The 26554-nt window shown below is 45.3% G+C and carries 26 protein-coding genes; 19 read left to right on the top strand and 7 right to left on the bottom strand.

The genetic code is table 11. The annotated features are described in order from the left end of the window. Positions 1-26: 26 nt before the first annotated feature. From metA to ABEW32_RS18990, 5 genes are all read left to right on the top strand, one after another. Entirely contained in the window at positions 27-944 is a 918-nt protein-coding gene (gene metA / locus ABEW32_RS18970; RefSeq protein ID WP_430190624.1) for a homoserine O-acetyltransferase MetA, read from the top strand. 125 nt (positions 945-1069) lie between these two features. Further along, positions 1070-2254: a PLP-dependent transferase gene (locus ABEW32_RS18975; protein WP_430190627.1), complete on the top strand. Its 1185-nt coding sequence runs from the start codon at positions 1070-1072 to the stop codon at positions 2252-2254. Then, positions 2251-3429, top strand: coding sequence for an aminotransferase class I/II-fold pyridoxal phosphate-dependent enzyme (locus ABEW32_RS18980; RefSeq protein WP_430190629.1), 1179 nt, complete (start codon positions 2251-2253; stop codon positions 3427-3429). The genes ABEW32_RS18975 and ABEW32_RS18980 overlap by 4 nt, the downstream gene beginning before the upstream one ends. 339 nt (positions 3430-3768) lie before the next feature. After that, positions 3769-4902 carry a cyclic dehypoxanthinyl futalosine synthase gene (mqnC, locus tag ABEW32_RS18985; protein WP_149035913.1) on the top strand — a complete coding sequence of 378 codons (1134 nt, stop codon included), beginning with the start codon at positions 3769-3771 and terminating at the stop codon, positions 4900-4902. A gap of 268 nt (positions 4903-5170) precedes the next feature. Next, on the top strand, positions 5171-5260 hold the full coding sequence (locus tag ABEW32_RS18990; protein ID WP_007429455.1) for a putative holin-like toxin: 90 nt from the start codon (positions 5171-5173) through the stop codon (positions 5258-5260). A 205-nt stretch (positions 5261-5465) separates the two neighbouring features. On the opposite strand, the gene ABEW32_RS18995 is transcribed toward ABEW32_RS18990, so the two are convergent. The 4 genes from ABEW32_RS18995 to ABEW32_RS19010 form a co-directional block, all read right to left on the bottom strand. Next, entirely contained in the window at positions 5466-6335 is an 870-nt protein-coding gene (locus ABEW32_RS18995; protein WP_430190632.1) for a YitT family protein, read from the bottom strand. A gap of 72 nt (positions 6336-6407) precedes the next feature. Continuing rightward, complete coding sequence (locus ABEW32_RS19000) at positions 6408-7634, bottom strand: cation:proton antiporter (RefSeq protein WP_430190635.1); 1227 nt, start codon at positions 7632-7634, stop codon at positions 6408-6410. 4 nt (positions 7635-7638) lie between these two features. Further along, positions 7639-8133, bottom strand: coding sequence for a cation:proton antiporter regulatory subunit (locus ABEW32_RS19005; RefSeq protein ID WP_430190638.1), 495 nt, complete (start codon positions 8131-8133; stop codon positions 7639-7641). Positions 8134-8326: 193 nt separating this feature from the next. Next, entirely contained in the window at positions 8327-8722 is a 396-nt protein-coding gene (locus ABEW32_RS19010) for a hypothetical protein (RefSeq protein WP_430190641.1), read from the bottom strand. 239 nt (positions 8723-8961) lie between these two features. On the opposite strand from ABEW32_RS19010, the gene ABEW32_RS19015 reads away from it, so the two are divergent. The 12 genes from ABEW32_RS19015 to ABEW32_RS19070 all read left to right on the top strand — a co-directional run bounded on the left by ABEW32_RS19015 (position 8962) and on the right by ABEW32_RS19070 (position 21732). Beyond that, positions 8962-9843, top strand: a complete 882-nt coding sequence (locus ABEW32_RS19015; RefSeq protein WP_430190642.1) for a putative sporulation protein YtxC — start codon at positions 8962-8964, stop codon at positions 9841-9843. Positions 9844-9904: 61 nt separating this feature from the next. Further along, on the top strand, positions 9905-10483 hold the full coding sequence (locus ABEW32_RS19020; protein ID WP_430190644.1) for a 3D domain-containing protein: 579 nt from the start codon (positions 9905-9907) through the stop codon (positions 10481-10483). Between the two features lie 86 nt (positions 10484-10569). Next, on the top strand, positions 10570-10878 hold the full coding sequence (locus ABEW32_RS19025; protein WP_430190647.1) for a hypothetical protein: 309 nt from the start codon (positions 10570-10572) through the stop codon (positions 10876-10878). Between the two features lie 197 nt (positions 10879-11075). Further along, the gene (locus ABEW32_RS19030) at positions 11076-12659 is read left to right on the top strand and encodes a S1C family serine protease (protein ID WP_430190650.1); all 1584 of its coding nucleotides are present in this window, start codon (positions 11076-11078) and stop codon (positions 12657-12659) included. A gap of 147 nt (positions 12660-12806) precedes the next feature. After that, positions 12807-13496 carry a response regulator transcription factor gene (locus tag ABEW32_RS19035; protein ID WP_430190653.1) on the top strand — a complete coding sequence of 230 codons (690 nt, stop codon included), beginning with the start codon at positions 12807-12809 and terminating at the stop codon, positions 13494-13496. Between the two features lies 1 nt (position 13497). Continuing rightward, a complete protein-coding gene (locus ABEW32_RS19040; protein ID WP_430190655.1) occupies positions 13498-14976 on the top strand; it encodes a sensor histidine kinase in 1479 nt (492 codons plus the stop codon). 110 nt (positions 14977-15086) lie between these two features. Continuing rightward, the gene (locus ABEW32_RS19045; protein ID WP_430190657.1) at positions 15087-16043 is read left to right on the top strand and encodes a 4-hydroxy-3-methylbut-2-enyl diphosphate reductase; all 957 of its coding nucleotides are present in this window, start codon (positions 15087-15089) and stop codon (positions 16041-16043) included. Positions 16044-16306: 263 nt separating this feature from the next. After that, positions 16307-17344 (top strand): 3-deoxy-7-phosphoheptulonate synthase, encoded by a 1038-nt coding sequence (gene aroF, locus ABEW32_RS19050; protein ID WP_430190659.1) that lies wholly within the window; start codon positions 16307-16309, stop codon positions 17342-17344. Positions 17345-17616: 272 nt separating this feature from the next. Next, on the top strand, positions 17617-19041 hold the full coding sequence (gene glnA / locus ABEW32_RS19055) for a type I glutamate--ammonia ligase (RefSeq protein ID WP_430190661.1): 1425 nt from the start codon (positions 17617-17619) through the stop codon (positions 19039-19041). Positions 19042-19309: 268 nt separating this feature from the next. Further along, positions 19310-20401: a 3-phosphoserine/phosphohydroxythreonine transaminase gene (serC, locus tag ABEW32_RS19060; protein ID WP_430190663.1), complete on the top strand. Its 1092-nt coding sequence runs from the start codon at positions 19310-19312 to the stop codon at positions 20399-20401. 242 nt (positions 20402-20643) lie between these two features. After that, positions 20644-21108, top strand: coding sequence for a tRNA (uridine(34)/cytosine(34)/5-carboxymethylaminomethyluridine(34)-2'-O)-methyltransferase TrmL (trmL, locus tag ABEW32_RS19065; RefSeq protein ID WP_430190665.1), 465 nt, complete (start codon positions 20644-20646; stop codon positions 21106-21108). Positions 21109-21483: 375 nt separating this feature from the next. After that, the gene (locus ABEW32_RS19070) at positions 21484-21732 is read left to right on the top strand and encodes an AbrB/MazE/SpoVT family DNA-binding domain-containing protein (protein WP_014599574.1); all 249 of its coding nucleotides are present in this window, start codon (positions 21484-21486) and stop codon (positions 21730-21732) included. A 98-nt stretch (positions 21733-21830) separates the two neighbouring features. On the opposite strand, the gene ABEW32_RS19075 is transcribed toward ABEW32_RS19070, so the two are convergent. Further along, entirely contained in the window at positions 21831-22898 is a 1068-nt protein-coding gene (locus ABEW32_RS19075) for a phosphodiester glycosidase family protein (protein ID WP_430190668.1), read from the bottom strand. Beyond that, positions 22895-23302, bottom strand: a complete 408-nt coding sequence (locus ABEW32_RS19080) for a hypothetical protein (protein WP_430190670.1) — start codon at positions 23300-23302, stop codon at positions 22895-22897. The genes ABEW32_RS19075 and ABEW32_RS19080 overlap by 4 nt, the downstream gene beginning before the upstream one ends. 273 nt (positions 23303-23575) lie before the next feature. Here ABEW32_RS19080 and ABEW32_RS19085 point away from each other — a divergent pair, with 273 nt between their 5' ends. Together ABEW32_RS19085 and ABEW32_RS19090 are read left to right on the top strand one after the other, a co-directional pair. Then, entirely contained in the window at positions 23576-24232 is a 657-nt protein-coding gene (locus ABEW32_RS19085; protein ID WP_430190672.1) for a response regulator, read from the top strand. 49 nt (positions 24233-24281) lie between these two features. After that, positions 24282-25535 (top strand): aminotransferase-like domain-containing protein, encoded by a 1254-nt coding sequence (locus tag ABEW32_RS19090; protein ID WP_430190674.1) that lies wholly within the window; start codon positions 24282-24284, stop codon positions 25533-25535. Positions 25536-25554: 19 nt separating this feature from the next. Here ABEW32_RS19090 and ABEW32_RS19095 read toward each other — a convergent pair whose 3' ends face one another. Further along, a complete protein-coding gene (locus tag ABEW32_RS19095) occupies positions 25555-26388 on the bottom strand; it encodes a DUF2161 domain-containing phosphodiesterase (protein ID WP_430190677.1) in 834 nt (277 codons plus the stop codon). Positions 26389-26554 lie beyond the last annotated feature (166 nt).

Consider the following 26554-nt stretch of genomic DNA (forward strand, 5'->3'; position numbering starts at 1 on the left):
ACTTACCGAACAAGGAGTGAGTTTACATGCCGATTAAGATTCCAGATACGCTGCCTGCAAAGGAAGTACTGGAGGGCGAAAATATTTTCGTAATGGATGAAAGCCTAGCTTATCATCAAGATATTCGTCCATTGCGTATCGCCATTTTGAATTTAATGCCTACAAAGGAGACAACAGAAACTCAACTGTTACGTCTGGTCGGCAATACGCCGTTACAAGTGGATGTCACGTTAGTGCATATGAAGTCTCATGTATCTAAAAATACATCGCAAGAATATTTGAACATGTTCTATAAAACGTTTGATGAAATCAAGAACAGTCGTTTTGACGGCATGATTATTACAGGAGCTCCGGTAGAACAACTTGAGTTTGAGGATGTGACCTACTGGGAAGAGATTCGGCAAATTTTTGAGTGGACGAAAACCAATGTAACTTCGACCATGCATATCTGTTGGGCCTCACAGGCAGGCTTATACCATCATTTCAATGTTCCGAAATACGGGCTCGACACCAAATGCTTTGGAGTATTTCCACACACCGTTATTAAACCAAAAGTGAAACTGCTACGCGGCTTTGATGAACTGTTTTTTGCTCCCCACTCTCGGCATACAGAGGTTCGGCGGGAAGATATTGATCCTATTGCCGAATTAGAGGTTTTATCCGAATCCGAGGAAGCTGGAGTGTATCTGGTAGCCACGCTTGATGGTAAACAAATTTTTGTAACAGGGCATTCTGAATATGATCCACTTTCGCTGAAATGGGAATACGACCGCGATGTGGCCAAAGGACTGAATGTTGATGTCCCCAAAAATTATTTTCCTAATGATGATCCTGGGCGCATACCGCCTTCTATCTGGCGGGCTCATGCCAATTTATTATTTTCAAATTGGCTTAATTATTATGTATACCAAGAAACACCTTACGATATCGGACCTCAGATTTAAAAAATGGGCTTATCGTTTACCCTCATACAGTACCACCTTGCAGTAGCGCAGCAATACAGTCTCGGACATCCATTTTTACAGCATATGTTATAGCACCCACTATGGAAGTGAACAGGAGGATTCTTATGAGTGAGAAACAGTGGAAAATCGAAAGCAGATTGGCTCAAATCGGTTCCATCGAGGAGCCAGTAACCGGGGCTGTTAATTACCCGATTTACCAATCTACGGCGTTCCGCCATCCCCGTCTGGGTCAAAGCACTGGGTTTGATTATATTCGGACGATTAATCCGACGCGAAAGGTACTTGAAGAGGCTGCTGCTGCCCTTGAATCTGGTGATGCAGGCTTTGCTTGCAGTTCAGGTATGGCAGCGCTGCAAACGGTATTTGCATTGTTTGGGCAGGGAGATCACCTCATTGTATCGCTGGATCTTTATGGTGGAACCTATCGTTTGCTGGAGCGTATTTTATCTAAATTTGGTGTGACCGCAAGCTATGTGGATACCAACGATCTTGAAGCACTCCAACAGTCATGTCGACCGAATACCAAAGCTGTATTCATAGAAACCCCTACAAACCCGTTAATGATGATTACTGATATTCAAGCGGTGGCCGTATGGGCATCGCAGCATGAGTTGCTTACAATTGTAGATAATACGCTGCTAACACCATATTTCCAGCGGCCATTGGAGCTGGGTGCGGATATTGTGGTACATAGCGCAACCAAATATTTGGGTGGGCATAACGATGTGCTGGCCGGGCTGATTGTAACCAAAGGAAAAGAGTTGTCAGCTGAAATTTCCTTTCTGCACAATTCCATAGGAGCCGTGCTTTCCCCAAGCGATTGCTATCAGTTGATGAAGGGGATGAAGACGTTGGCGCTGCGTATGGATCGACATGAGCATAATGCAACGGTGCTGTCTAATTATTTACTGACGCACCCGGCAGTAGCAGAAGTATTTTACCCGGCGCTTGAGGGTCATCCGGGTCGTGAGATACAAAACAAACAATCCAGCGGAAACACTGGGATTTTCTCTTTTAAAGTAAAGGATGCTCGTTATGTGGAGCCTTTGCTCCGTCATATTAAGCTTATTGCGTTTGCCGAAAGTCTGGGCGGTGTGGAGTCGCTAATGACCTATCCCGCTGTGCAGACACACGCGGACATACCGGCAGAAATTCGGGACGCAGTCGGGGTAGATGACAGGTTGCTACGCTTCTCGGTGGGTATCGAGCACACAGATGACCTGATTGAAGACTTGCGTTCGGCACTGGAAGCGGCACGTCAAGAAGTAGAAGGAGAGGAGCAGCAATGATAGAGGATGCGAGGGGAATCGAAGTAGATTTGGGCAAAGAACGGAAATTCGCAACCAAGCTGCTGCATTTTGGCTCTGAAATTGACAGTGTTACGGGGGCATCGAGCGTCCCGATATACCAAGCTTCAACCTTTCACCATCACGATATTTTTAATCCTCCACAGCATGATTACAGCCGTTCAGGTAATCCGACACGACAAGCTTTAGAAGATTATATCGCATTATTAGAAGGCGGGGCTTGCGGTTTTGCCTTTGCCAGTGGTATGGCTGCTATCTCCACTACATTTATGCTCTTATCCGCTGGTGATCATGTCATTGTTTCGGAGGACGTGTATGGAGGAACCTATCGTCTGCTGACCTCCATCTTGAAACGGATGAATATCGAAACGACCTTTGTCGATATGACAGACCTCAATCTTGTGAAAGAGGCGTTGCAGGAAAATACGAGGGCTGTGTATATGGAAACCCCGTCTAATCCGACACTCAAGATTACTGATGTAGCTGGAATAACCGCTTGGGCAAGGGATAATGGGCTGTTGACATTATTGGATAATACTTTTATGACACCTTATTATCAACGTCCAATTGAGCAGGGAGTCGATATTGTATTGCACAGTGCGACCAAGTTTTTGGGTGGACACAGTGACGTACTGGCAGGACTTGCGGTAGCTCGTACTGAATCGTTGGGGAGACAAATCAAGCAGTTGCAGAATGGATTGGGTACCGTGCTGGCTCCGCAAGAGTCCTGGTTGCTCATGCGTGGGATGAAGACACTGGAGGCGCGGATGGCTCATAGCGAAAAAAGTGCGGCTAAGCTCGCACACTGGCTGAATGAGCGCAATGATATTGAAGCGGTATACTACCCAGGTTTGGAGAACCATCCAGGGCGTGCAGTGCATGAGAGCCAATCCAGTGGTTATGGTGCAGTGATATCATTTGATGTGGGTTCTGGTGAGCGTGCAAAAGAGGTGCTCAGTCGTGTGCGTATTCCCATTGTAGCGGTGAGTCTGGGAGCAGTGGAAAGTATCTTGTCGTACCCAGCAATGATGTCACATGCGGCTATGCCGCAAAGTGTACGATTGGAGCGCGGGATTACGGACGGTCTACTTCGTTTCTCCGTAGGTCTGGAGGACATTGATGACCTGATTAGTGATCTGGATGAGGCGCTGCGCTAGAACGTTAGCACATCCGCAGCATGTTGGCATGTTTATGAGGGAAGTAAATATGAACAGCCTTAGCAGCAGGTTTCCGAATTCAGGAGACTTGCTGTTTTCTATATGAATGACATGAAGACAGTGTGAAAAAAGGCACTTTTCAGTCTAAGTATGGTTCCTTATCTAAAGATATGTTAGTATTATCATTAGGTTTTACTATGCTAAATAGCACAGACAACATACAAGGCTAGTCATGAACATACATTACGGCAGGGTTCGAACGCAGGTTTGTGAAAGCATTCTCGTTCATAAGTCCTGTCTTTCATTTCGTCGCCCTGTGACAGCGAAGGAGGATACACCATGAGTGTAATCGACCATATTTTAGATAAAGCCCTACGCGGCGAACGCTTGAATTTAGAGGATACTGTTGCTTTGTTCGAATCAGACGAGGTTGAAAAAATAGGCCATGCGGCCAATAAAGTCATGAATCGCATGCATCCTGATCCCATTAAAACTTTCGTCATTGGACGAAATATTAACTATACGAACGTGTGTGACGTATACTGCCGCTTTTGCGCTTTTTACCGTAGACCGGGTTCCGATGAAGGTTATGTTTTGCCAGATGAGGTAATTTTCCAAAAAATTAAGGAAACGCAGGATGTAGGTGGCACCGAAATCCTGATGCAAGGCGGTGTAAATCCAAATCTGCCGTTCAGCTATTATACCGATCTGCTGAAAGCTATTAAGGAACGTTTTCCCGATATCACGATGCACTCCTTCTCACCAGCTGAGATTCACAAAATGAAGGAAAAATCCGGTCTATCCATGGAAGATACGATCCGGGCAATTCATGAAGCAGGATTGGATTCACTGCCGGGCGGAGGCGGAGAAATTTTGGATGACCGCACACGCCGCAAAATCAGCCGTCTCAAAGGCTCCTGGCGTGATTGGATGGATGTTATGCAAACAGCTCACAAGGTTGGGATGAACACGACAGCTACGATGGTTATCGGCTTTGGCGAATTGATGGAGGAGCGTGCGCTGCATTTGTTGCGTGTCCGTGATGCTCAGGACGAATGCATTGAAAACAAATATAACTCTGAAGGATTTTTGGCCTTTATTCCTTGGACCTTCCAACCAGACAACACCAATCTGAAGAAGGAACGCCAGACGCCTGAGGAGTATTTAAAGACTGTAGCGATTAGTCGCCTTGTTTTGGATAATATCAAGCATATTCAGTCTTCGTGGGTAACCATGGGACCCGAAATCGGTAAAAAATCGCTGTACTACGGTTGCGACGATTTTGGCAGCACCATGATTGAGGAGAACGTAGTATCTGCTGCAGGCGCAACGTACAAGGTTAACATTGAATCCATTTTACAGTTGATTCGTGAGACGGGACACATTCCGGCACAGCGCAATACCCGCTATGATATTATTCGTACTTTTGACAGTGCTAGCAGTATTGAACATGATTTTATTATGCAAAATTAAAACTTGGGATATGTGCGACACATAGTGAAGTATTAGCCTTGTTATTAGGCGCAATAACTACAACGCCTGTCGTCATTAATTCTATGGATGGATTAATGACGACAGGCGTTCTTTTTGTCTTGTAGAGAGATACGAGGAAGAAAAAGGCTATTCAATACAAAAGAAATCACCTTTCGTTACATTCATTTCATATGTCATTATGGTATAATATTCCTTAACAACAGAATGGCTTAGATGGGCGGTCGGCTAGTCTCCTGCAAAGGAGGTGATGCCTGTGGAGGTTAAAGATACACTGATGTTGATGATTCAATTTGCAACGTTGGTGATCTTGATTATTTCCTTCAACAAAAAGAAATAGACCGCCCTCTCCAAAGGTAAACGGTCTATTTCGATGGACAAATTTGGGTACAGCCACCGCCCTTATAAGCGGCTGTTGCTAAAGAGTAGAGATGCTACAACATCTTTACTCTTTTTTAGTGTCTTCATATTAGCTATATTTTATCATATTGCCAATCCGCATGACAATGGAGCAATAGCCTATTACGATAATATATTTGGATTTGCTACATTTCCCATCGCTTCATATGCATGATTTCAGCCTGTGGGTCTGCCATGTGGATTGCCACCTTAAAGCGCTGCAAATCCAGAAGATGAACGCTATAAACGATGGCCATTTGTTCGTTTGTATCTGATTCGCTCATCTTGCTCTCTATCTGGGTAGAGCCTCTAATAGGGGTGCTGTGTAAACGCAGCCTGCAATATATGGCATCTTCGACAGCTTGCTGTTTATTGCTGACAACACAGACCATGCGCCTCAGACCCGTGAACATCAGCCGGGTCGTTTCATAGGCTGCGAGGCAGGATAAGGCAGAATAGAGTGCTGGCTCCCAACCTAGCACAAAGCCAGCCGTAATGAGCAGCAGCCCATTACACAACATTACAATCTGTATCAACGGAATTTTCCGACGGGTTAGCATCAATGTGGAGGGGCGTCCATCTTCAGATTCACTGAGTGCTAGTGAATCAAGCAGCCCGCCGTGACGAGCTGTCAGTCCTGCGCCAAGTCCAATACAGATTCCACCTCCCAAAGCGCATACGACCGGATGACCGCTCACTGCCGGAAAAGGCGAGAGAATGATGGCTGAGCCTGAAAAGGCAAACAAACCAGGGAGTGCACGAAGCAGCATGGGCTTGTGGGTTGACAGAGAATACAGCAGCATTAGTGGCAAGTTCAAAACGAATAGCAGTAACCCAAAATGCTCTTGCGTATATAGCGACATGAGTCTGGAGATTCCGGTGATGCCTCCAGCGATCATATCGTGCGGATGTAAAAACAATTCCAGACCGACGGATGCCGTAATTCCGCCAATCACCGTATAAAAGACAGGGAACCTGCTCGCAGCTCCTGAAGCTGGCCTCGCAAGCCGCCTCATAGAGATTCGGCATGTTTTACAGCGTGCGGCATAGCCTTCCCTCCTATGGATTGTCGTATCCAGCTTTTACAGTTACGCCGATTTGCTTTCTTCCTTTCGTACGCGAGAGTCCTTGAATCTAAATATTTTGTTTAATATATTAAAAATAGGCTTTGACTGTTTTGTCAGAAGCGGTCCAAGTATCGCCAGTATGAGTACATAAATGGCTGCAAAGGGTTGAACAATATCAAGCAGGCCGCCTTCTTTACCCAAGTTGGCCATAATGATCGAAAATTCGCCTCGCGCCACAATAGTCAAACCGATATTTGCGGATGCTTTGGGAGATAGGGAGGCCGTACGCCCGGCCAGCATACCTGCCCAAATATTACCGAATAGGGTGAGAAGGACGGCTGCTAATGCAAGCCATATGGCATTTCCCCCCAGGGACATTGGATCAATGGACAATCCGAAGCTAAAGAAGAAGAGGGCGCCGAAGAAATCGCGGAAAGGAACAATTAAATGCTCAATCCGTTTGGCGTGTTCCGTTTCGGCCAGTACCAGACCGACCAACAAGGCTCCTATAGCTTCCGCTACATGAATCGTTTCTGAGAAACCAGCTACCAAAAACAGAGAGCCAAAAACAACAAGTCCGAATACCTCATTGGAGCGGATACGGAGAATCCGATTTAACAGAGGGACGGCCTTCCGACCGATAATAATAACAGCAAGCATAAAGCCAAGCGCAATGAGTGCCGATAGCAGTACACCTCCGAGCGAGGAAGAGTCGCTAAGAACCAATCCGGAGAGGATGGAGATGTAGACGGCGAGGAAAACATCCTCGAACATAATAATACCTAAAATCATTTCCGTTTCAGCATTGGCGGTACGCTTGAGATCGACTAGCACCTTGGCTGCAATCGCACTGGATGATATTGTTGTAATGCCGGCAATAACCAGTGTTTCTGCTACGGGAAAGCCACTCAGAAAGCCCAGAGCCAGCCCCAGTGTGAAGTTGATGCCAATATAAATAGTACCGCCTACGACAATGGAACGACCTGATTTAATCAACCGGCCTACTGAGAACTCCAGCCCTAAGTAGAAGAGAAGGAACAGCACTCCGATTCTGCCCATAAAATCAATAAAAGGAGCGCTTTCGATAAACCGAAAATCAAAATGCCATAGCTCCATCGCATGCGGTCCAACGGCCATTCCGATCAGAATATAAAAAGGGATGACCGAGAAGCGCAGTTTGGAGGATATCAGCCCGGCTGCAGCGATTAGAGCAATAGCCAATCCAACCTCAAATACCAGATGATCCATCCAATCACCCGCTTCCGTTCATAAGGATTTGTTTAAAGCGTTTTTGCTGATCACGTTCTCCGACAACAACTATAGTGGCATCATCGCTAATGACCACCTCAGGTCCGGGATTTACATACTTTTTCCCCTTTTTCTCCACAATCGCAATAACCGTGGCACCCGAATTTTGCCTTATATCCAGTTCCCCTATAGATTTGCCAACACTTGCATAGTGGGATTCCACTCTGTACCATTCGATAATAAAATCGTCGAATGTCATTTCTACACTTTCAAGCTGCTTGGGCTTATAAGTCATACCACCGATGATGGAGGCTACCAATCGTGCTTCCTGATCATTCAGGGTTGTCATCGAAATGCTTTGTTCCAGATCCTCATTATCGAAGTGATATAGCTCTCGTCTGCCATCATCATGAATAATAATGACAATTCGATCGCCACTCTCCGCATCTATTCGATATTTAATTCCGATTCCTGGCAAAATAGACTCTCGAATATCCATGTATAAAGCCTCCTGTATAATACGTTTATTTAAATGAACGATATGGGAAATAAATCACATACTTTGGAAGTGACAAGAAAAATTAGAACACATTAAATTTAAATAAAAAATGGAAAATTAAATTATGCACATTAAATGAATGGAAAAATTAGCAAAGAGACATGCAAATGTGGTGATGCATGCATAAGGGAGGTTAAGCCACATAACTAGAGGTGAATTTAATGGGGAGCAAGAACAATTGCTTTTTTAGCTTACAGATAATAGGAATAAAAGGCAGGCGTAGCTTAGGCATGCTCAATAGCAGCACAAACGCTATCAAAATGACAAAGGGAAGGGATTTGGTCGCAGCAATCACCATATGCAGTAACGGGGAGGATTTGCGTACCGCTGGTTTGGAATGATGCTCAAGACCGTGAGAGTCCGCTTCTAACGAGCTAACCTCAGCATGAAGCATAAGAGAAGATCCCGAAGTAAACTGAAGGGATTGAGTGGTGTCTTCTGCGTGAAACGTCACAGGAAGGGACAAAATCTGAACAAGGCTCAATATAACAATCATCAATGTACGTAGCATATTCAGCATCGTTGACATCTTATCCCTCCCTCTTGTGAAAAATTCATATCACTATAACCTTAACATACCTCAACCTAATTATTCAAACATCCTCCGTTCTTCACCTAATCGCAGTAATTGTTTATAACACGTTTAGCGTCTTTTCGAAACCTGATCAGCCTCTTTTGTATATTGTCTTTCTGTTTCCAGTCGTTCACTTCGTATAACCCTTTAGAGGCCGCCATATACTGAAAGCAGTGATCGAAAGGAGTGAGCCAATGGAACTGTTTACAGTGTGGACCAATACAAACGGAGATCAGGAAACCGACCGTTTTTACGAAGTGGTCAAAAGTAGAACCAAGGGACTACATATGTCACGGCGCGGATTTCGATTCACTTTCAGACAACTGGACAACAAAGTGGCATGGACCTGCAAGGGAACTGAAAGCAATCCGGCGTTTGAGAGCTTTCTTCCCTGTGTATACAGCATCATGGCTTCGGCGATAGCGGATTATATTATCGAAGTTAGGGAGTGGGGGATACTCAATCTTATTCTCGCCAAAACCTGTTCGTTGCTGGAGAAAGAGGATGTTGAACAAATTCGCAGTATGATTCGCTCGCTGTTGAATGATGATAGTCTCCGAGGGCGTTTAAAACGTCATGGTAAGCTGACCACTCTTCTAGAACAGAATTTTAAGGAGCTTCGTGTGACGAATTTGGAAGGGCTGATTCAATTCAGACTGCATGCGTATAAAAAAGAGCTTGAAGAAATCGTTGACTATGCCATGGAAGAGTTCTGGGCAGATCGGCAATATGAAGAATTTATGGGGCTACTTAAATATTTTGTGTTTTTTCAGGAGAGCAAAGTTCCTCTCGTGCATGTACTTCACCAAGGCGGGCATGATTTTACCATCCTTGATAGTGCCATGGTGCCCATACCGACTCCTGATGCAGATGACATCATTGTGGAAATGCCAGGCATTGAGCTGGAGATGGAGGTCGAGGATCGAATCGTCAGTACCCTTATTTCGATATCTCCTGCTTCCATTATATTGCACACAGACGATGAGCACACCCCTATTGTGCGAACGCTGCTGCATATTTTTGAAGACAAAGTGAAGCTGAGTAGACTTTATCCGGGTCAGGATGTTCAAAAATAATCAACACTCCGTATAAACCAATGGATTTCTGGAAAGCCTTTGCCTCAAGGGGAGGTTTTTTATGAAATCCATGTTGGTATGGAAACGGGTTTTGGGAACCATATTCATCGCAATCTGTATGGTATTGCCCAGCAATGAGGCGGCTTACGGTCACAAAGAACCGGTCCAGCATAAGAAATGGCAGTCCACACCTGTTTTAGCTCCACGCGAAGAGCAGGTTATTACGACCATGACGGTCACGGCAACAGGATATACAGCAGGCTATGAATCCACCGGCAAACGACCAAATCATCCCGGTTACGGCATTACGTATTCCGGTGTAAAAGTGCGTCGTGACAAAAATACACTGTCCACGATTGCGGCTGATCCGAAGATGTTCCCTTTGGGCAGCATTTTGTACATTCCAGGTTACGGCTACGGGATTGTGGCAGATACAGGTTCAGCGATCAAGGGCAATAAAATTGACTTGTATTTTAAAACAACCCGGCAGGTGTATTCTGAATGGGGCAAGAAAGATGTGGATGTTCAAATTATAAAAAAAGGAAACGGAAAGTGTACGGAAAAAATGATACAGTCATTGCAAAAGGCAATAGAAACGCATAAGACTATTCCGCCCGGGACGCTGGATGCTTCCATATAATCCTTGAATATTGTCTTTCCTGACTTCACATACTATGTTTCGGGATGAGCTTTTCCCGCAAAACATACTATGGGAGGCTGAGGAATATGCCAAATCAAGGCGGAAGTTCTTTCACGAGCAAAGGCTTTAAGGCCAACGCAGGAAATCAGTTCAAAGCGGAATTTGCACAAGACGATACGGTAGGCGTTGTTTCTCAAAAGGTGCAGCAGTCTGAACAAAATAAAATTCAAGACAACTTCCAAACACCAAATGAGAAGTATGACGAAGAATTTGCCACAGATCAAGGCGGTACAAGTGCAGTAGCACAAAAAGTTCAAAATTCCAGTCGCAGCAAAATTCAAAGCAATGCACAAACACCGAACGAAAAGTTCGACGAGAACTTTAACACAAAATAAAAAAGCATACGCAACGCCAAATGCTCCGGATTTATTTCCGGGGCATTTCGCGTTGCGTAAAAATGAGCTAAAAACTATAGGTCTAAGGTTTTATCTCCTTTTTAATTTTTTTTAAGGTGGAATTAAGGTTTAAAGTGCAAAATAAAGTCAGTTAAACAACACCACCTTGAAGCATAGGGTTTGGGAGGAGATATACAATGGACGAATTTAAAAATAATAATTCCGGGCGCCGGAACGACAACGATCAGGTTGATACGGATAAAGCAACTCGGCAAAACGATTCAAATGGGTCCTCATATTACTATTCCTATGGCTCTTTTTCCTCAGTGCAGTCGGACGGACAACGCAGGGAAGGGCAGTCGGTGGAGGACGTTGAGATTACGCCACCGCAGGCAGTGAGACCTCTTCCTTCTTCTTATCAACGTGCTACGCCTGAGCAACAGGATGGTTCAGGTCGGAATAGCGGCAACTGGCAATTTAAACAGAATAAGCCCAAGTCGCAGGTAAAAACGATCTTTTTATCTTTTTTAGCCGGAATGCTGGTCATTACGGTATTGATGTATACAGCTGATCGAACCAATATGTTTACACCGGAGACAGCGTTGACTTCGGCAGCAGCAGAAAGCGGAGAAACGACGAATTCAGGAACCAATAACTCGGCTCCAAGCGCAGTTCCGGCTGTGATGCCTTCAGGTACGGCTGATGTTCAGTCTGTGGTGGCCAAGGCTGGTCCGGCAGTCGTCAAAATCGAAACGTTGGCCAAGCAATCTAGTAGCAACGGAGGAAGACAAAGCAGTCCTTATTACAATGACCCGCTGTATCAATACTTTTTCGGAAATCAGTATGGCGATAGTGGCAGTAGCGGCAATAGTAACGAAAACGAAGGCAGCAACAGTGGACAGCTGACTCCGCTAGGTATTGGTTCCGGTTTTATTTTTGATAAATCGGGTTACGTTCTGACCAACAACCATGTTGTGGAAGGCGCGAATGTAGTACAGGTTACAGTAGAGGGAACCAATAAGCCTTACGAAGCCAAAGTCTTGGGCAAAAATGCAGATCTTGATTTGGCAGTTCTTAAAATTGACGGCAAAAATAACTTTCCAACCGTAACTTTGGGAGACTCTGATAACGCTAAAGTCGGCGAGTGGATGGTTGCCATCGGTAACCCAGAAGGTTTTGAGCATTCGGTAACAGCCGGGGTGCTGAGTGCAAAAGAGCGCACTATCACCATTAATAGTGAATCAACCGGAAAACCGACGCAATACAAGCACCTCATTCAGACGGATGCCTCCATTAATCCTGGTAACTCTGGCGGACCATTGCTGAATCTGCAAGGGCAGGTTATCGGTATGAACGTAGCTGTTAGCGCAGACGCACAGGGAATCGGGTTTGCGATTCCGTCCAATACGATTTTGGAAGTTGTTGATAAGCTGAAAAATAACCAGCCTATTCCAAAAGAACCTGTACCTTTCATTGGTGCAAGTCTGTTGAACTTGAGTCCTGAAGTAGCCAAAGAATTGGGTACAACTCTCACCGAAGGCTCGGTTGTTCGGGATATTATATACAAATCACCAGCTTATCAGGCCGATCTGCGTCCTTATGATGTCATTATCGGAGCCAATGGCACGCCTTATAGCACGTCACAAGAGCTAATTCAATTCATCCAAAAACAAAAAGTAGGCACAGCTCTTACACTTAACATCGAACGAGCTGGACAGAAAAAAGATATTCAGCTGAAAGTAGGCAATAAAAATGACTTTAGCTCTACGCTTCAACAGTAAGAGCATAACTTAAAAAGTGAATACGAACGCAAGAAACGGAAGGAAGACCCTTCCGTTTCTTGCTGTATGCAGTGGCAAGATGCTACACGCGCCTACTCCTGCTACAATAGAGGGAAAAGAAGAAGAGACAAAGGAGTTTGATCGTGTATGCGTTCTACTATTCTGATCATTGATGATGATGAAAAAATTGTATCCATGCTGCGCAGAGGGCTGGCTTTTGAAGGATATGAAGTGCTGACAGCCGCCAACGGAGCAGAAGGATTGAATAAAATGCTGACATCTGAGCCTGATTTGGTCGTGCTGGATGTCATGATGCCGCAGGTAGATGGTTTTGAGGTATGCCGTCGTATGCGTGAGGGAGGAAGCACGGTACCTATCCTAATGCTTACAGCCAAGGATGAGGTCGAGAACCGGGTAAAGGGGCTGGATCTGGGGGCTGATGATTATCTCGTCAAGCCATTTGCTCTGGAGGAACTGCTGGCACGCGTGCGAGCACTTTTGCGGCGTAAAACTGAACAGCAGGACAATGATGGAAATCGGCTTACGTTTGAGGATTTGCAACTGGATAATGAATCGCGTGAAGTGGTGCGTGGTGGCAAACGCTTGGAACTGACGGCCAAAGAATTTGAATTGCTCCATTTGTTTATGCAAAACCCGAAACGCGTGCTGTCGCGTGATCTGATCATGGATAAAATTTGGGGCTATGACTATAGCGGGGAATCCAATGTGCTGGAAGTATATATTGCCATGCTGCGACAAAAAACGGAGCAGGATGGCGGCAAGCGGCTTATCCGCACAATTCGGGGAGCTGGCTACATTTTAAGAGGTGATGTGTAATATGTCTATTCGGTGGCGGCTGACAGCTTGGTATTCGAGCATCTTGGCTATAGTGCTTGTCATTTTTGGTCTGGCTATTTACGGACTAGTATATTACTACACATATAATGAAGTGAAAAGTCAGCTTATGACTCAGGCGCCACAGATTAACAAGCAATTACGCCTTATTATAAAAGGAGGCTTGTTTGAGGTCCCTAATCTGGATCTGGGATTGGAGCAGGGGCGTGGAATAGATGATTCACAGCTATATGTCCAAATTTACAATTACACGTCCGGTGTAACCAAAACAACCCAAAATATGAAAGACCTCAATATCACCTTCCCTGTTCCGTCTACAGCGACAGGAGCAGTTCAAAATGAGGGAATTCGGCGTGTGAACGTAAACGGGGATTCCTTTATGATTTATCAACAGCCGATCAAATCCGAGGAGCTGGGCTTGGTAGTTGGGCTACTACAGGTAGGGCAATTCACGGGCTCTCAGGACCGACTCATGAACAGGTTACAAAATGTGCTTGTGTACGGTTCCTTATTTGCTTTGCTCGCTGCTGCGACCTCTGGTCTCTTCCTGGCCCGCAAATCTATGAAGCCGCTGGTCAAGGTCATTGAGGGGGCCAATCAGATTCAATCGAGTAATGATTTGAGTGTTCGGATTGAATATGACGGTCCACCAGATGAGATTGGACAATTGATCGGGACGGTTAACAACATGCTGGGGCGTACAGAAGTTTTTTACAAGGAGCTTGAAGATGCATATGGTGCGCAGCGTCGCTTTGTGGCCGATGCTTCCCATGAACTGCGTACGCCCTTGACGACGATTCGTGGCAACGTTGATTTTCTGCTCAAAATGTGGACAACCGAACCGGGAGAGCGGCCGAATATGGATGAAGCCATGATTCGTGAGCTTTCCATGGAGGCGCTGAATGACATGGCGGATGAAGGCAAGCGAATGAGCCGCTTGGTGAACGATATGTTGTCACTCGCGAGAGCGGACACGGGCAAAACGTTCGACAAGGTGCCTGTTGCGCTGGAGCCGCTCGTAAACGAGGTTGCCCGTCGTGCGCAGTTTTTGGAGCGAACGGCCGAATGGAATGTGGGCGACTTTTCGTTGTTGAATGGTGTTTATATGGACGGAAGCAAAGATTACTTGCAGCAAATGCTATTCATTTTCATTGATAATGCATTTAAATATACCCCTGAGGGTACAGTCCGATTTGATGCGGTAGTATATCAGGGACAGGTGGGGCTACGGATCAGCGATACGGGTATTGGAATGGACAAAAGCGAGGTTCCTTTTATTTTTGATCGGTTTTACCGGGCAGATGAGTCACGTGGTGTGACGGAGGGAATTGGCTTGGGATTATCTATTGCCAAGTGGATTATTGATGAACATCAGGGGTCTGTGGAAGTGGTTACACGCCGAGGGGAAGGAACGACCTTTGTTATTTGGCTTCCGGTCAGCTTTTCCGCACCTTTGGAATAGGCTATAATAGGAGGGTAACTACATCATAGAATTGGCCGGTAGAGGCATTAAGCCCACAGCTGTCCAGTGATTGGGGCTGTATACTGTGTCGAAGAAAGCGGGGGCTATTTTTGGAGGTACTCAGAATTTCGCCCCGGGGTTACTGCTACGGCGTAGTCGATGCCATGGTGTTGGCTCGTCAGGCAGCCAGAAATTTGGATTTACCCCGGCCTATTTATATACTAGGCATGATTGTTCATAACAGTCATGTTACCAATTCCTTTGAAGATGAAGGGATTATTACATTGGACGGACCGAACCGCATGGAGATTTTAAGCCAGGTAGAGAGCGGTACTGTCATCTTCACGGCTCATGGTGTATCACCAGAGGTTCGCAAGCTGGCGCGGGACAAGGGGTTGACTACGGTTGACGCAACCTGCCCTGACGTAACGAAGACACATGATCTGATTCGGGAGAAGTCTGCCGAAGGCTATCAGATTATTTATATTGGCAAAAAGAATCATCCAGAGCCAGAAGGAGCAATGGGGATTGCACCTGACCATGTTCATCTGATTGAAAAGGTAGAAGAGATTGACAGTCTTACACTGTCAGCAGACAAAATCCTGATTACGAATCAGACGACCATGAGTCAATGGGATATCAAGCACATTATGAAGAAGCTGCTGGAGAAGTACCCAGGTGCCGAGATACACAATGAAATCTGTTTGGCGACGCAGGTACGGCAGGAAGCGGTAGCTGAGCAGGCAGGACAGGCGGATTTGGTAATCGTTGTTGGTGACCCGCGAAGCAACAATTCAAACCGATTGGCTCAGGTGTCGGAGGAGATAGCTGGTACAACGGCTTATCGTATTTCTGATGTAACCGAGCTGAAGAGGGAGTGGCTAGAGGGTATAACTAAAGTAGCTGTAACCTCCGGAGCTTCAACACCTACGCTGATTACCAAAGAGGTCATTACGTATTTGGAACAGTATGATGCGAATAACCCAGAAACATGGGAGATTCAACGAACCATTGATATGAAAAAGTTGCTGCCTCCTGTACGAGAAAAGTCAAAAACGACGAAATAGTATGAGATTGATTATAGCCGCTATTCGGATACAAACATCCGGGTAGCGGCTTTTCAAATTGTCTAAGGACCTATATTATTCAATGGATCAGCTTTACTAAATCAAAATTAAAACACTTTGGGGTAATTAAACCTTGACGAGTCAAGTTAAAACAGGTATAGTTTCTTTAACGAATAAAAGCTTAAAAGCGAACAAGCGTCTAAGTGTCATAATATCATTTCTATGTGGATAATAAAATATGGTTTATAGAGAGGAAGAAAAAAATGATCGTTATCGCTGGTGTTCAAACACCTGAAGAACATATCCAGGCTATTGTTGAAGTGATTGAAAATGAAGGATTGCAGGCTCATGTATCGCGAGGATCGGATCGTACGATCATCGGATTGATTGGTAGCGTAGAGCCGAAGCTCGCAGAACATCTACGCCAAATGAAAGGTGTAGAAAATGTAGTTAAAATATCGAAGTCTTACAAATTGGCCAGCCGTGACTTTCATCCGGAAAATACGGTGATTTCCATCAAAGGTGTAAATATCGGCGGGGGCGAGCTTGTCGTTATGGGGGGACCATGTGCTGTTGAGTCTGCTGCACAGATCGATGAAATTGCCGGATTGGTCAAAGCTGCAGGCGCGCAAGTCCTTCGTGGAGGTGCTTTTAAGCCACGTACGGGGCCATACAGCTTTCAAGGAACGGGTGTAGAAGGTTTAATCATGATGGCTGAGGCGGGCCAGAAGCACGATCTCTTGACTATCACAGAGGTCATGACACCTGAATACGTAGACATCTGTGCAGAATACGCTGATATTTTGCAAGTAGGTACACGTAATATGCAAAATTTCGATCTGCTGCGCAAGCTGGGAACTTGCGGTAAGCCTGTATTGCTCAAGCGCGGTTTTAGTTCGACTTACGACGAATTCCTGAATGCTGCCGAGTACATCTTGGCAGGCGGCAACCCGAACGTTATGTTGTGTGAGCGCGGTATCCGTACATTCGAAACCTACACGAGAAATACGCTTGATTTGTCTGCGATCCCTGTTTTGCAACAGTTGAGCCATTTGCCGGTCATTTCCGACCCTAGCCATGGTACAGGTAGACGTGAATTGGTTGTTCCTATGACGAAGGCTTCAGTAGCTGCTGGAGCGGATGGTTTGATTATTGAAATGCACACAGACCCTGACAACTCGATGACGGGTGATGGTGTACAGTCTCTATTCCCGGATCAATTTGCAGATTTACTGAAAGATTTGGAATTGTTAGCTCCTGCGATTGGTAAAACATTCCATACACCTAGTTCTGTTTCTTAAAGTTAATCATTGACATTAATGCATAAAAGTTTTACTGTAACACAGTAAATAAGAGCAAATTCACCTAAAAGCCCGATGTTTCGGGCTTTTTGTATTGTTCAAATGTTATCAAGGGCGTAAGAATATCTAACATTAGTTTAAAAAATACCTTACATAGCTATTGACCCGTGTCATGTTTGAGATTTATAATGACGACAGAAAAAAACATTCGATCATGAACATTTCAGGGTTGTATAAGACTTAATGTTCGGAAAAATTGGGAGGAAGAAGACATGTCCGTTGAAAACGTATTGAAAACAATTCAGGAAAATAATATTGAGTGGGTAGATTTTCGTTTTGTAGATTTGTCTGGTCGTGCTCACCATATTTCATTGCCAGCTTCCGAAGTAGATGAAGAAACATTTGTTAACGGTGTTGCTTTCGACGGTTCTTCCATTCCCGGCTATCGTGGCATCGAGGAATCCGACATGGTTATGCTGCCCGATCCAGAAGCGGTTTTTATCGATCCCTTCACTCAGCATCCTACACTGAATATCCTGTGTGACATTGCTACGCCAGACGGCGAAAAATATGACCGTGACCCTCGTGGTATTGCCAAAAAAGCTGAGGAATTTCTGCAATCCGCAGGAGTGGGCACAGCAGCCTTCTTTGCACCTGAATCTGAATTTTTCATCTTTGATGATGTTCGCTACGAAAGCGGCATGAACAGCTCCTCCTTCTTCGTAGATTCCGAGGAAGCAGCTTGGAACACGAACCGTAAGGAAGAAGGCGGCAACCTGGGCTTTAAAGTGGGAGTGAAGGGCGGTTATGTACCTGTAGCTCCAGTAGACACCCAACAAGACATTCGTAGTGAAATGTGCCGTTTGCTTGAAGAAGCAGGTCTGAGAATTGAGCGCCATCACCATGAGGTAGCTACAGCAGGCCAAGCGGAAATCAACTTCCGTTTTGATACACTCAAGAAAACAGCAGACAACCTGCTCGTTTATAAATACATTGTACACAACACAGCTCGTCAATTTGGTAAAGTGGCAACATTCATGCCAAAACCAATTTTCGGGGACAACGGAAGTGGTATGCACGTTCACCAATCTATTTTCGACGGCGATACTCCTTTGTTCTACGAAAAAGGTGGTTATGCTAACCTGAGCGAAATGGCTCTTCATTACATTGGTGGTATTCTGTACCATGCACCTGCGCTGATCGCTTTGACAAACCCAAGCACCAACTCGTTTAAACGTCTCGTTCCTGGCTATGAAGCGCCAGTTAACCTGGTATTCTCCAAAGGTAACCGTTCTGCGGCTGTACGTATTCCAGTGGCGGCTGTTACTCCTAAAGGCTGTCGGATCGAGTTCCGTACGCCGGACTCCACAGCTAACCCTTACCTTGCTTTCTCAGCAATGCTGATGGCGGGTCTGGATGGAATCAAGCGCAAACTGAACCCGGTCGAATTGGGCTATGGTCCACTCGATACCAACATCTATGAGCTGTCTGACGCTGAAAAAGGCAAAATCCGCAGTGTGCCTGGTACACTGGATGAAGCTCTGGACGCTCTGGAAGCCGATTACGAATTCCTGACTGAGGGCGGCGTATTCACGAAGGACTTTATCGATAACTATGTAGAGTTCAAACGTTCTGAAGCTAAATCTGTGAATATCCGTGTTCATCCACATGAATACAGCTTGTATTTTGACTGCTAATACTACATCGATAGCATAGCAGATTGGAATAACACTCATTAGCCTGCGGGGAATAGCTGTTGTTCAAGATAGGTCTCCGGTCTTATGCCGGAGGCCTTTTATCATAAAGATGGATATTACAAAATAAAGATGTTAAATATATTAACATTCACAGCTTTGTCACATCATAAAGGAAATCGGAAACATTTTTATACAAGTATTGAACGCATTTATGAATACTGCTATCATAGCGATAATATCCACACCAGAGTAGAGAAGGGATGGGAAATTGTTGAGTAAGAGAGCCTACAATTTTAATGCAGGACCAGCGGCATTGCCGCTCAAAGTACTGGAACGTGTACAAGCTGAATTCGTAGATTTCCAAGGGACAGGGATGTCCATCATGGAAATGTCTCACCGTGGAGCCGTGTATGAATCTGTCCATAATGAAGCGCAGGAACGTCTGCTATCTCTGCTGGGCAATCCACAAGGCTACAAGGTGTTGTTCTTGCAAGGGGGCGCAAGCACGCAGTTTGCCATGCTGCCTTTAAATTTCTTAGGCGAAGGACAGATCGGAAGCTATGTCATGACAGGCAGCTGGTCGGACAAGGCATATAAAGAAGCTAAGCTATTGGGCAAGGCTCACATTGCCGCCTCCTCCGCTGATGAGAAATACATGCGTCTTCCGAATGTGGATTCCTTGGACTTGCCTGAGAATACTGCATATGTGCACATGACGTCCAATGAGACGATTGAAGGTACACAATTTAAGCAATTCCCAGATACGGGTTCCGTACCGCTGATTGTGGACATGTCCAGTGATATTTTTTGCAAGCCTTTTGATGTTACTCAATTTGGATTGATTTATGCTGGCGCACAAAAAAATCTGGGACCTTCTGGTGTAACGGTCGTGGTTGCCCGTGAAGAGCTGTTGGCTTCCTCACCAGCTAATATTCCTACGATGCTGCGTTACAGCACTTATGAAAAGAATAACTCTCTCTACAATACTCCCCCATCCTTTGCCATATACATGGTGAATGAAGTGCTGAAATGGATCCAAGAAGAAGGCGGTTTAGAAGGCATTGAGCGTTTGAATCAGCAGAAAGCTGCTCTGCTATATGACCGTATTGACAGAAGTGAAGGCTTCTATCGTGGTTGTGTGGACAGCGCTGATCGCTCTATTATGAACGTAACCTTCCGCCTTGCGAATGAGGATCTGGAAAAACAATTTATTAAAGAATCCGAGCAAGCCGGTTTCATCGGATTGAAGGGGCATCGCAGTGTAGGAGGGCTTCGCGCTTCGATCTACAATGCGGTTCCATTAGAGAACTGTCAGGCATTAGCTGAATTTATGGATGGATTCAAGCAACGTAACAGTTGATTATAAGGACATATATTTCGATACACGGTATTTAAAATCGAAAAAGTAAAGACAAAGCCTTCCCCGAATGTGTATAGGGGAAGGCTTTTAGTGGTGTAGGGAAATTGATATTTTTTTGTCGTTTGATGTCTATATCCTTCTAATTTTGTTAAAATGAAAATGTGTATGTTTTCAGTATGCACATTTTGATTGGACTTTAGGTCATTTTCTGATGAATTTATTGATGAAAGGAACGAATACTGATGCCGTTACATATTGTGCTTGTCGAGCCGGAAATCCCAGCTAACACAGGGAATATTGCTAGAACGTGTGCTGCAACCGGAACTCATCTGCATCTGGTTAAGCCACTGGGCTTCCGTACTGATGACGCCACGTTAAAACGGGCGGGGCTTGATTATTGGTATGCTGTCCACATTGAATATCACGAGTCTTTTGCTGAAGTACAAGAGAAATATCAAGGAGGTCGCTTTTTTTATGCGACCACAAAAGCAAAACAGTACTATAACGATATTGAATTTCAGGATGGAGACTTTTTGGTATTTGGTAAAGAAACGAAAGGTTTACCTCCTGAGCTGCTAGCTGCTAATCCCGATACTTGTATCAAGATGCCTATGTCAGATAAAGTAAGATCTCTAAACTTGTCGAATTCCGCTGCGATTATCGTATACGAAGCGCTGAGACAATTGGATTTCCCAGGTTTATCGTAATAAACATCAAGTGACAAGTATAAATGCGAATAAAGAACCAGGACCTTAGTTGGTAATAAAAGTTGCACTATTATAGCTCAAATGTATATGACAGTAGAGCAAAAATAAAGGATTCATGGTTATAAATTTGCGAAAAATCTCAATGAAAGCTAATGATAATTGGCTTTCCGGTCGATAAAAATATTACAGACATTCTGTACCATACTTTGATATGGTTCATGATTTTATGAAAAAATGTAATAAAATTTCCTGTGGTCAGCAGGATTCGACAAAAAGACAGCGAATACTACATAAAGAATAGTGTCTTTGTACCTAGTTTTTCGCATGGGAAGAAAATTGTAATTCATTACTCAATAGGAGAGGTGTACGATCACGATGAAACCTGCCGGTGTGGTACGTAAAGTTGATCAGTTGGGGAGAATAGTTCTGCCTAAGTCACTGCGTAAAAGATATCAAATGAATGAGGGAGATCCTGTCGAAATTTTGGTTCAGGGTGACCATATTATTTTGGAGCGTTATCGTCCAAAATGTGTATTCTGTGGCTCAATAGAACAAGTGAACGATTTCAAAGAACGTTATATTTGCGCTCAATGCCTGACAGAAATGACACAGTACTCCTCCTAAATGAGGCAAAAGCATCACGACATTCGCTCGTGATGCTTTTTTTCGGATAGGGCTGTACCTTGGCCAGCATATTTAATTTGATAGTAGTGTACACATAACTATTTATAGAACAAAAAATGAGTAGGGACTGGACGCAAATTACCATCTGATGGTTTGTTTACGACTCGACCGTTTAGTATAAGAGATGATGAACCGCCACCGTCCAAATTATAAGCATCTTGAACACCCAGATTGTACATCTTCCCTTGGAGTTCTTCGAGCGTTGCGCCTGAACCCCCACTTTCATTGTAGCCGTCTACGACAATAATGAGCAACTGATCATCTTTATAGCTGCCAATAACCGTACGTGGAGCCCGCTTGGGAGAAACTTTCCATTTTTCGGGAATAGGCACTTTTTGTCCCCTTTGCAGCAGAACGGGAACGAAGGTAGCTCCAAAGGCAGGCTTTAAGCTGTCAAGAGCACCTTGAGTGTAAAATTTGCCCCCAATAAGCTTGCCATCGTTACTCAAGCCAATGAATGACAAGTCCTTGAAACTTGATTGAAAGCCAGTAAGGTAGCGGCCGTTCAGGACAGTGGTGCTTAATGGATAGCGTTTGCCGTCTCCATCTGCAAAGCCGCCTGCGTTGATACCTGCAATAGCTCCGTGTCTTAAGACTGCACGCATGGTCGTTTCTGAGCCACCCAATTTGTCATTTCCCAAAGACATTTTCATTGCTGTAGGATCTTTAAGTTTGACCTTCATGGCGTATCCGTGATAAATTCCCGGGTTTACCTTAAACAATTCAATGGTAATCCGGTTGCTATCTACTCGGTCATAGGGAACCCCCAGTTTAGAGGTAATGCGCCGATTATAGATGACTGCCGGTCGCTTGGACTGCGTAGAGGCCGTCACGACAAGCTGATTCATCGTTTGGGTTGTTTGTTTGTAGAGCTCGGATGTCCGGCGAATCGTAGATAAGGTGTACGTTGCTGTTTGCTTGGCTTCATCAAGCTGCTTGTCTACAGATTGCGTTTGTAGAGTGATTTCGGCTTTTTGCAGACTTGGAGAAGTAGACTTGGGAAAGCTTAAAGGGGGATGCACTAACAAAATACACCCTAACAAACCGATAAAAGGAGCAAGGGCCAACATAAAGAACCGGTTTACTAGCTTTGCATCTACATTCATTTTAGCAAGTCCATTTTTTTCTGAAGTGTATTGAGTTGCTGCTTGACTTCATTTAATTGGGTATACAGCTTATTGCTATTATCGGTCTTGTTATTCGCATTATCCTTCGTAAAGGTCAGTAATTCGTTGAAGGACTGAACCTTACCCTGCAATCCGTTAACTTCCTTGGAAAGTGTAGTCAGTTGCTTTTCATAGTCGGATTTGAGTGCTTGAATCTGTTGGTCTGTATGGGTTTGCATTTCGTTTAGCATTTGCTGCTTCAAGTGATTGCTATACAGATAGGTTGCAAGAGCACCTAATATAATAAGAATGAACCAAAATAGCAGAAAAGTCTTTACGGGCAACCCCTTTCTTGAATTGCTCCGCCGGGCTTCGGCAGGAGGACGTTCAGGTGAAGCTTGCATGCGATTTTCAACTCCCGTATAAAATCAAATTTCCAGTCTTTATTTGCAGTACCAATTCTATCATGGGCCTATTTATTTCGCAAAAGCGAAATAGTCATATAAAAATATTGGAAAAAGAGATTGCGTCGTAAGGAAGTCCTAGGATACAATTTCCTTAAATCGTTTTCGCTTCTTATACGTTCACCTTTACGCAATTTCTACATAAGCAATTCCTAATTTTATGATTATTTTTGCTTACTATGTATTTTTTTTGTAAAATCAGGAGGTTTAGATATGAGAAAAGTATGGCAGGTGGTCATCATAGATATCCATCCTACAAGTATGCTGGGAACAAAGCTTATTTTGGAAGACCAGCAGGATTTGCTTGTTAGAGGGATGTCTTCCTCCGGCACAGAAGGCCTGGAGCTGGTTTGCTCCATTCGGCCGGAAGTTATTTTAATGGACTATAGATTACCCGAGGGAACGGCGGAACCATTTTTGACACAAATGCGGGTCTTGTCTCCGGACAGCCATATTGTTATTATGACGGATGAGGACAATATTACGTTGTTTCAGCAGTTAATCTCGCTTGGGGCCAATGGAATGCTATCCAAGCAGGCATCACCGAGCCAGTTAATCCACTTGATCAATGGTTTGCGCGAAGGATTTGCTTCTTTACCAATGGATTGGATGCGTTGTGGAAACTGGCCATTTATGCCGTTAATGGCTTCTGAGCCTTTTGATGAATTGACACAAACCGAAGTTTTCATTATGGAACGTATTGTACAAGGAATTACATATGACAAAATTGCTATCGAGATCGAAGTTAGCCGGCGCTCCATTGATAATTATTTACGTAAAATTTATGCGAAATTAGGTGTGTCCAGCCGGGCGCAGGCGATTGAACGTTATGCCTTATATGCGCGTCAGATGAAGCAGTTATATGCTTGACGCGTCAGCCCGGAGATCATGACTATTTTTCAGGAGAAGGAGGATGTTCATGCAATATTCCTTTGCTTCACGAACGGCTGCAATGTTGGCTTCTCCAGTGCGTCATATCCGGGAAAATGCGAGAAGACATTCCTTTATATCTTTGGCTGAAGAATTGCCTGCACAAGAGCTGTTTCCGGTGAAACTTTTGGAAGAAGCGGCTCATGATGTGTTTGGCTTCGGCCCTGATGCCCTCCAGTATGGTGAACCGGAGGGCTATTTTCCGTTGCGGGCATGGCTTGCGGGCGAGTGGGAACAGCGTAAGGGAGTAAGAGTGCCGCCAGGTCAGATCCTTCTCACCACAGGCAGCCAGCAGGCCATTGACCTGATCGTAAGGCTGATGGTGGATGAGCGTGATCCGGTATTGGTAGAGAACCCTACATCCCCTGGATGTTTACAGGTGCTATCCATGCAAGGAGCGCAGATCGTTCCTGTAGAATCAGATGGGGAGGGCGTAATTCCCGATAAGCTTGAAGCTTTAATGATCCGTTATCGCCCCAAGCTTTTTTTTGCTACGCCAACGTTTACGAATCCAACAGGCTCCTTATGGAGCGCGGCTAGACGACAGGAAATTTTGGACCTGTGTAGGCGTCATGAGGTGTTAGTGGTTGAGGACGATTCGTACGGTGAATTGCATTTTAAGCAAAAAAACGAAACCCATGATAAGAGTCCGCATGCCCAGAGCCGAAAGTTTGCAGAGGCTTATCCCTCACTATTTGCGCTGGATCATGCGGGTCAGGGCGGTCAAGTGCTATATATCGGTTCATTTAATAAAACAGTTGCTCCTGCATTGCGAACTGGTTGGGCGGCTGGTCCTGCGCCGCTGATTGAAGGGATGTACGCCTTGAAGCAGCTGGCTGACATGCAATCCAGTACAATGAATCAACGGCTGCTGTTCCAATTGCTGACCAATTCGCGATTTCACTGGCACGAGCACTTGGCGATGTTGAACAAGGAGTATTCAACTCGACTCCAATTAATCCTGGAGCTGCTCAAGCGTCCGTTTTGGAAAGACGTAACGTATCATATTCCATCTGGCGGGATGTATGTGTGGGTGAGGTTGCCCGCTGGGCTGGACAGTGCCTTGCTGCTCAAAGCGGCGCTACCCAAGGGGGTAGCCTTTATGCCAGGTGCATTGTGTGCGGTTGGCGATGAAGGTGCTTCTCATATTCGCCTGAACTTTAGCCATCCGGGCCGAGAACAGCTACTTATGGGCATGAATTTGATCGGTGAGACAATCGGTGAATTTACTGCGCGGAGCTAGTAAAAGTCACCTTCGGGGGTCAGTTATCCTCTGCCTCCGCAGCAATGGAGGAATAACCGCTGGGTGCTTCTGCAATCTGCAATTGCTCATCCCCCTCGTTCAACTCGACCGCCATTCCAGTGGCCGTTATAATGCCTTGCTGCTGCAGCACTTCCGCATACTCGCTCAAAGCGGCTTCACCGAACGGAGTCAGCCGATAGCGGCCGCGGGCTACACGTTCAAACCAGCCGTAGTAATTGCGCTGGAGCACGGCAGCAGCTCCGCTGACGGCTGCTGTACGGGCGAGCTGCGCCGGGGCGGCTTCCCCCAAGCCCTGTAAAGCAGCGGCTACGCGCAGTGCTTTTTCCCGGTAGGCGGTGACCAGCTTGCGCCGGGTGCTCCCGCCGACATTGTGGTCACCGCTGCGTGCGTGAAATTCCCGCAGCAGCTTTTCCTTGCGCGAGCCGCGGCGGACGGCAGTCGTTTTGTGGACATTATCGCTAGATGCCATGGGCTTACACAATACCTCAACGAGCGGAGGCTTTGATTTAAAATGCGTGACGGTGAGCAGGCCAAGCCCCAATTGGCGGCACAGTCCGACCAGTTCATTCCAGCGTTGATTCACCGCCCCTTTTTTGGCACGATTCCGTTCTACGGCTACATATACATTGCTACTAAGCTTCAATCGCTGCATCCCTTGCAGTACTAGCGCCAAATTAAACGTCTTTTTTATCTCTACAATCAGTGGCGCTTGCTGCTCTGGCTTAATCCCCACCAGATCGCAGTTGCGTACTTCTCCCTTGACTTCATATCCCAAGTTTTCAAAAAAGGCTTTGACCGGAGCGTACAGCTCCGTCTCATGCCGAACTGCCATGGATTCTCCCGCTCCTTTATCCCATTATTCCGAGCTTATATTGTACCATAATGCGTCAGATCCGCGTCGTTGTTGTCTATTTTAGCACAGTGAATCCCTTTGTTTTTGGAAAAAGCCTAGAGACCTGTCACAAAAAATAGGTCAATTCTGAAATCAATCTGCATAG

This window comes from Paenibacillus jamilae (genome assembly GCF_050482105.1).
Classification (GTDB): Bacteria; Bacillota; Bacilli; order Paenibacillales; family Paenibacillaceae; genus Paenibacillus; species Paenibacillus jamilae_B.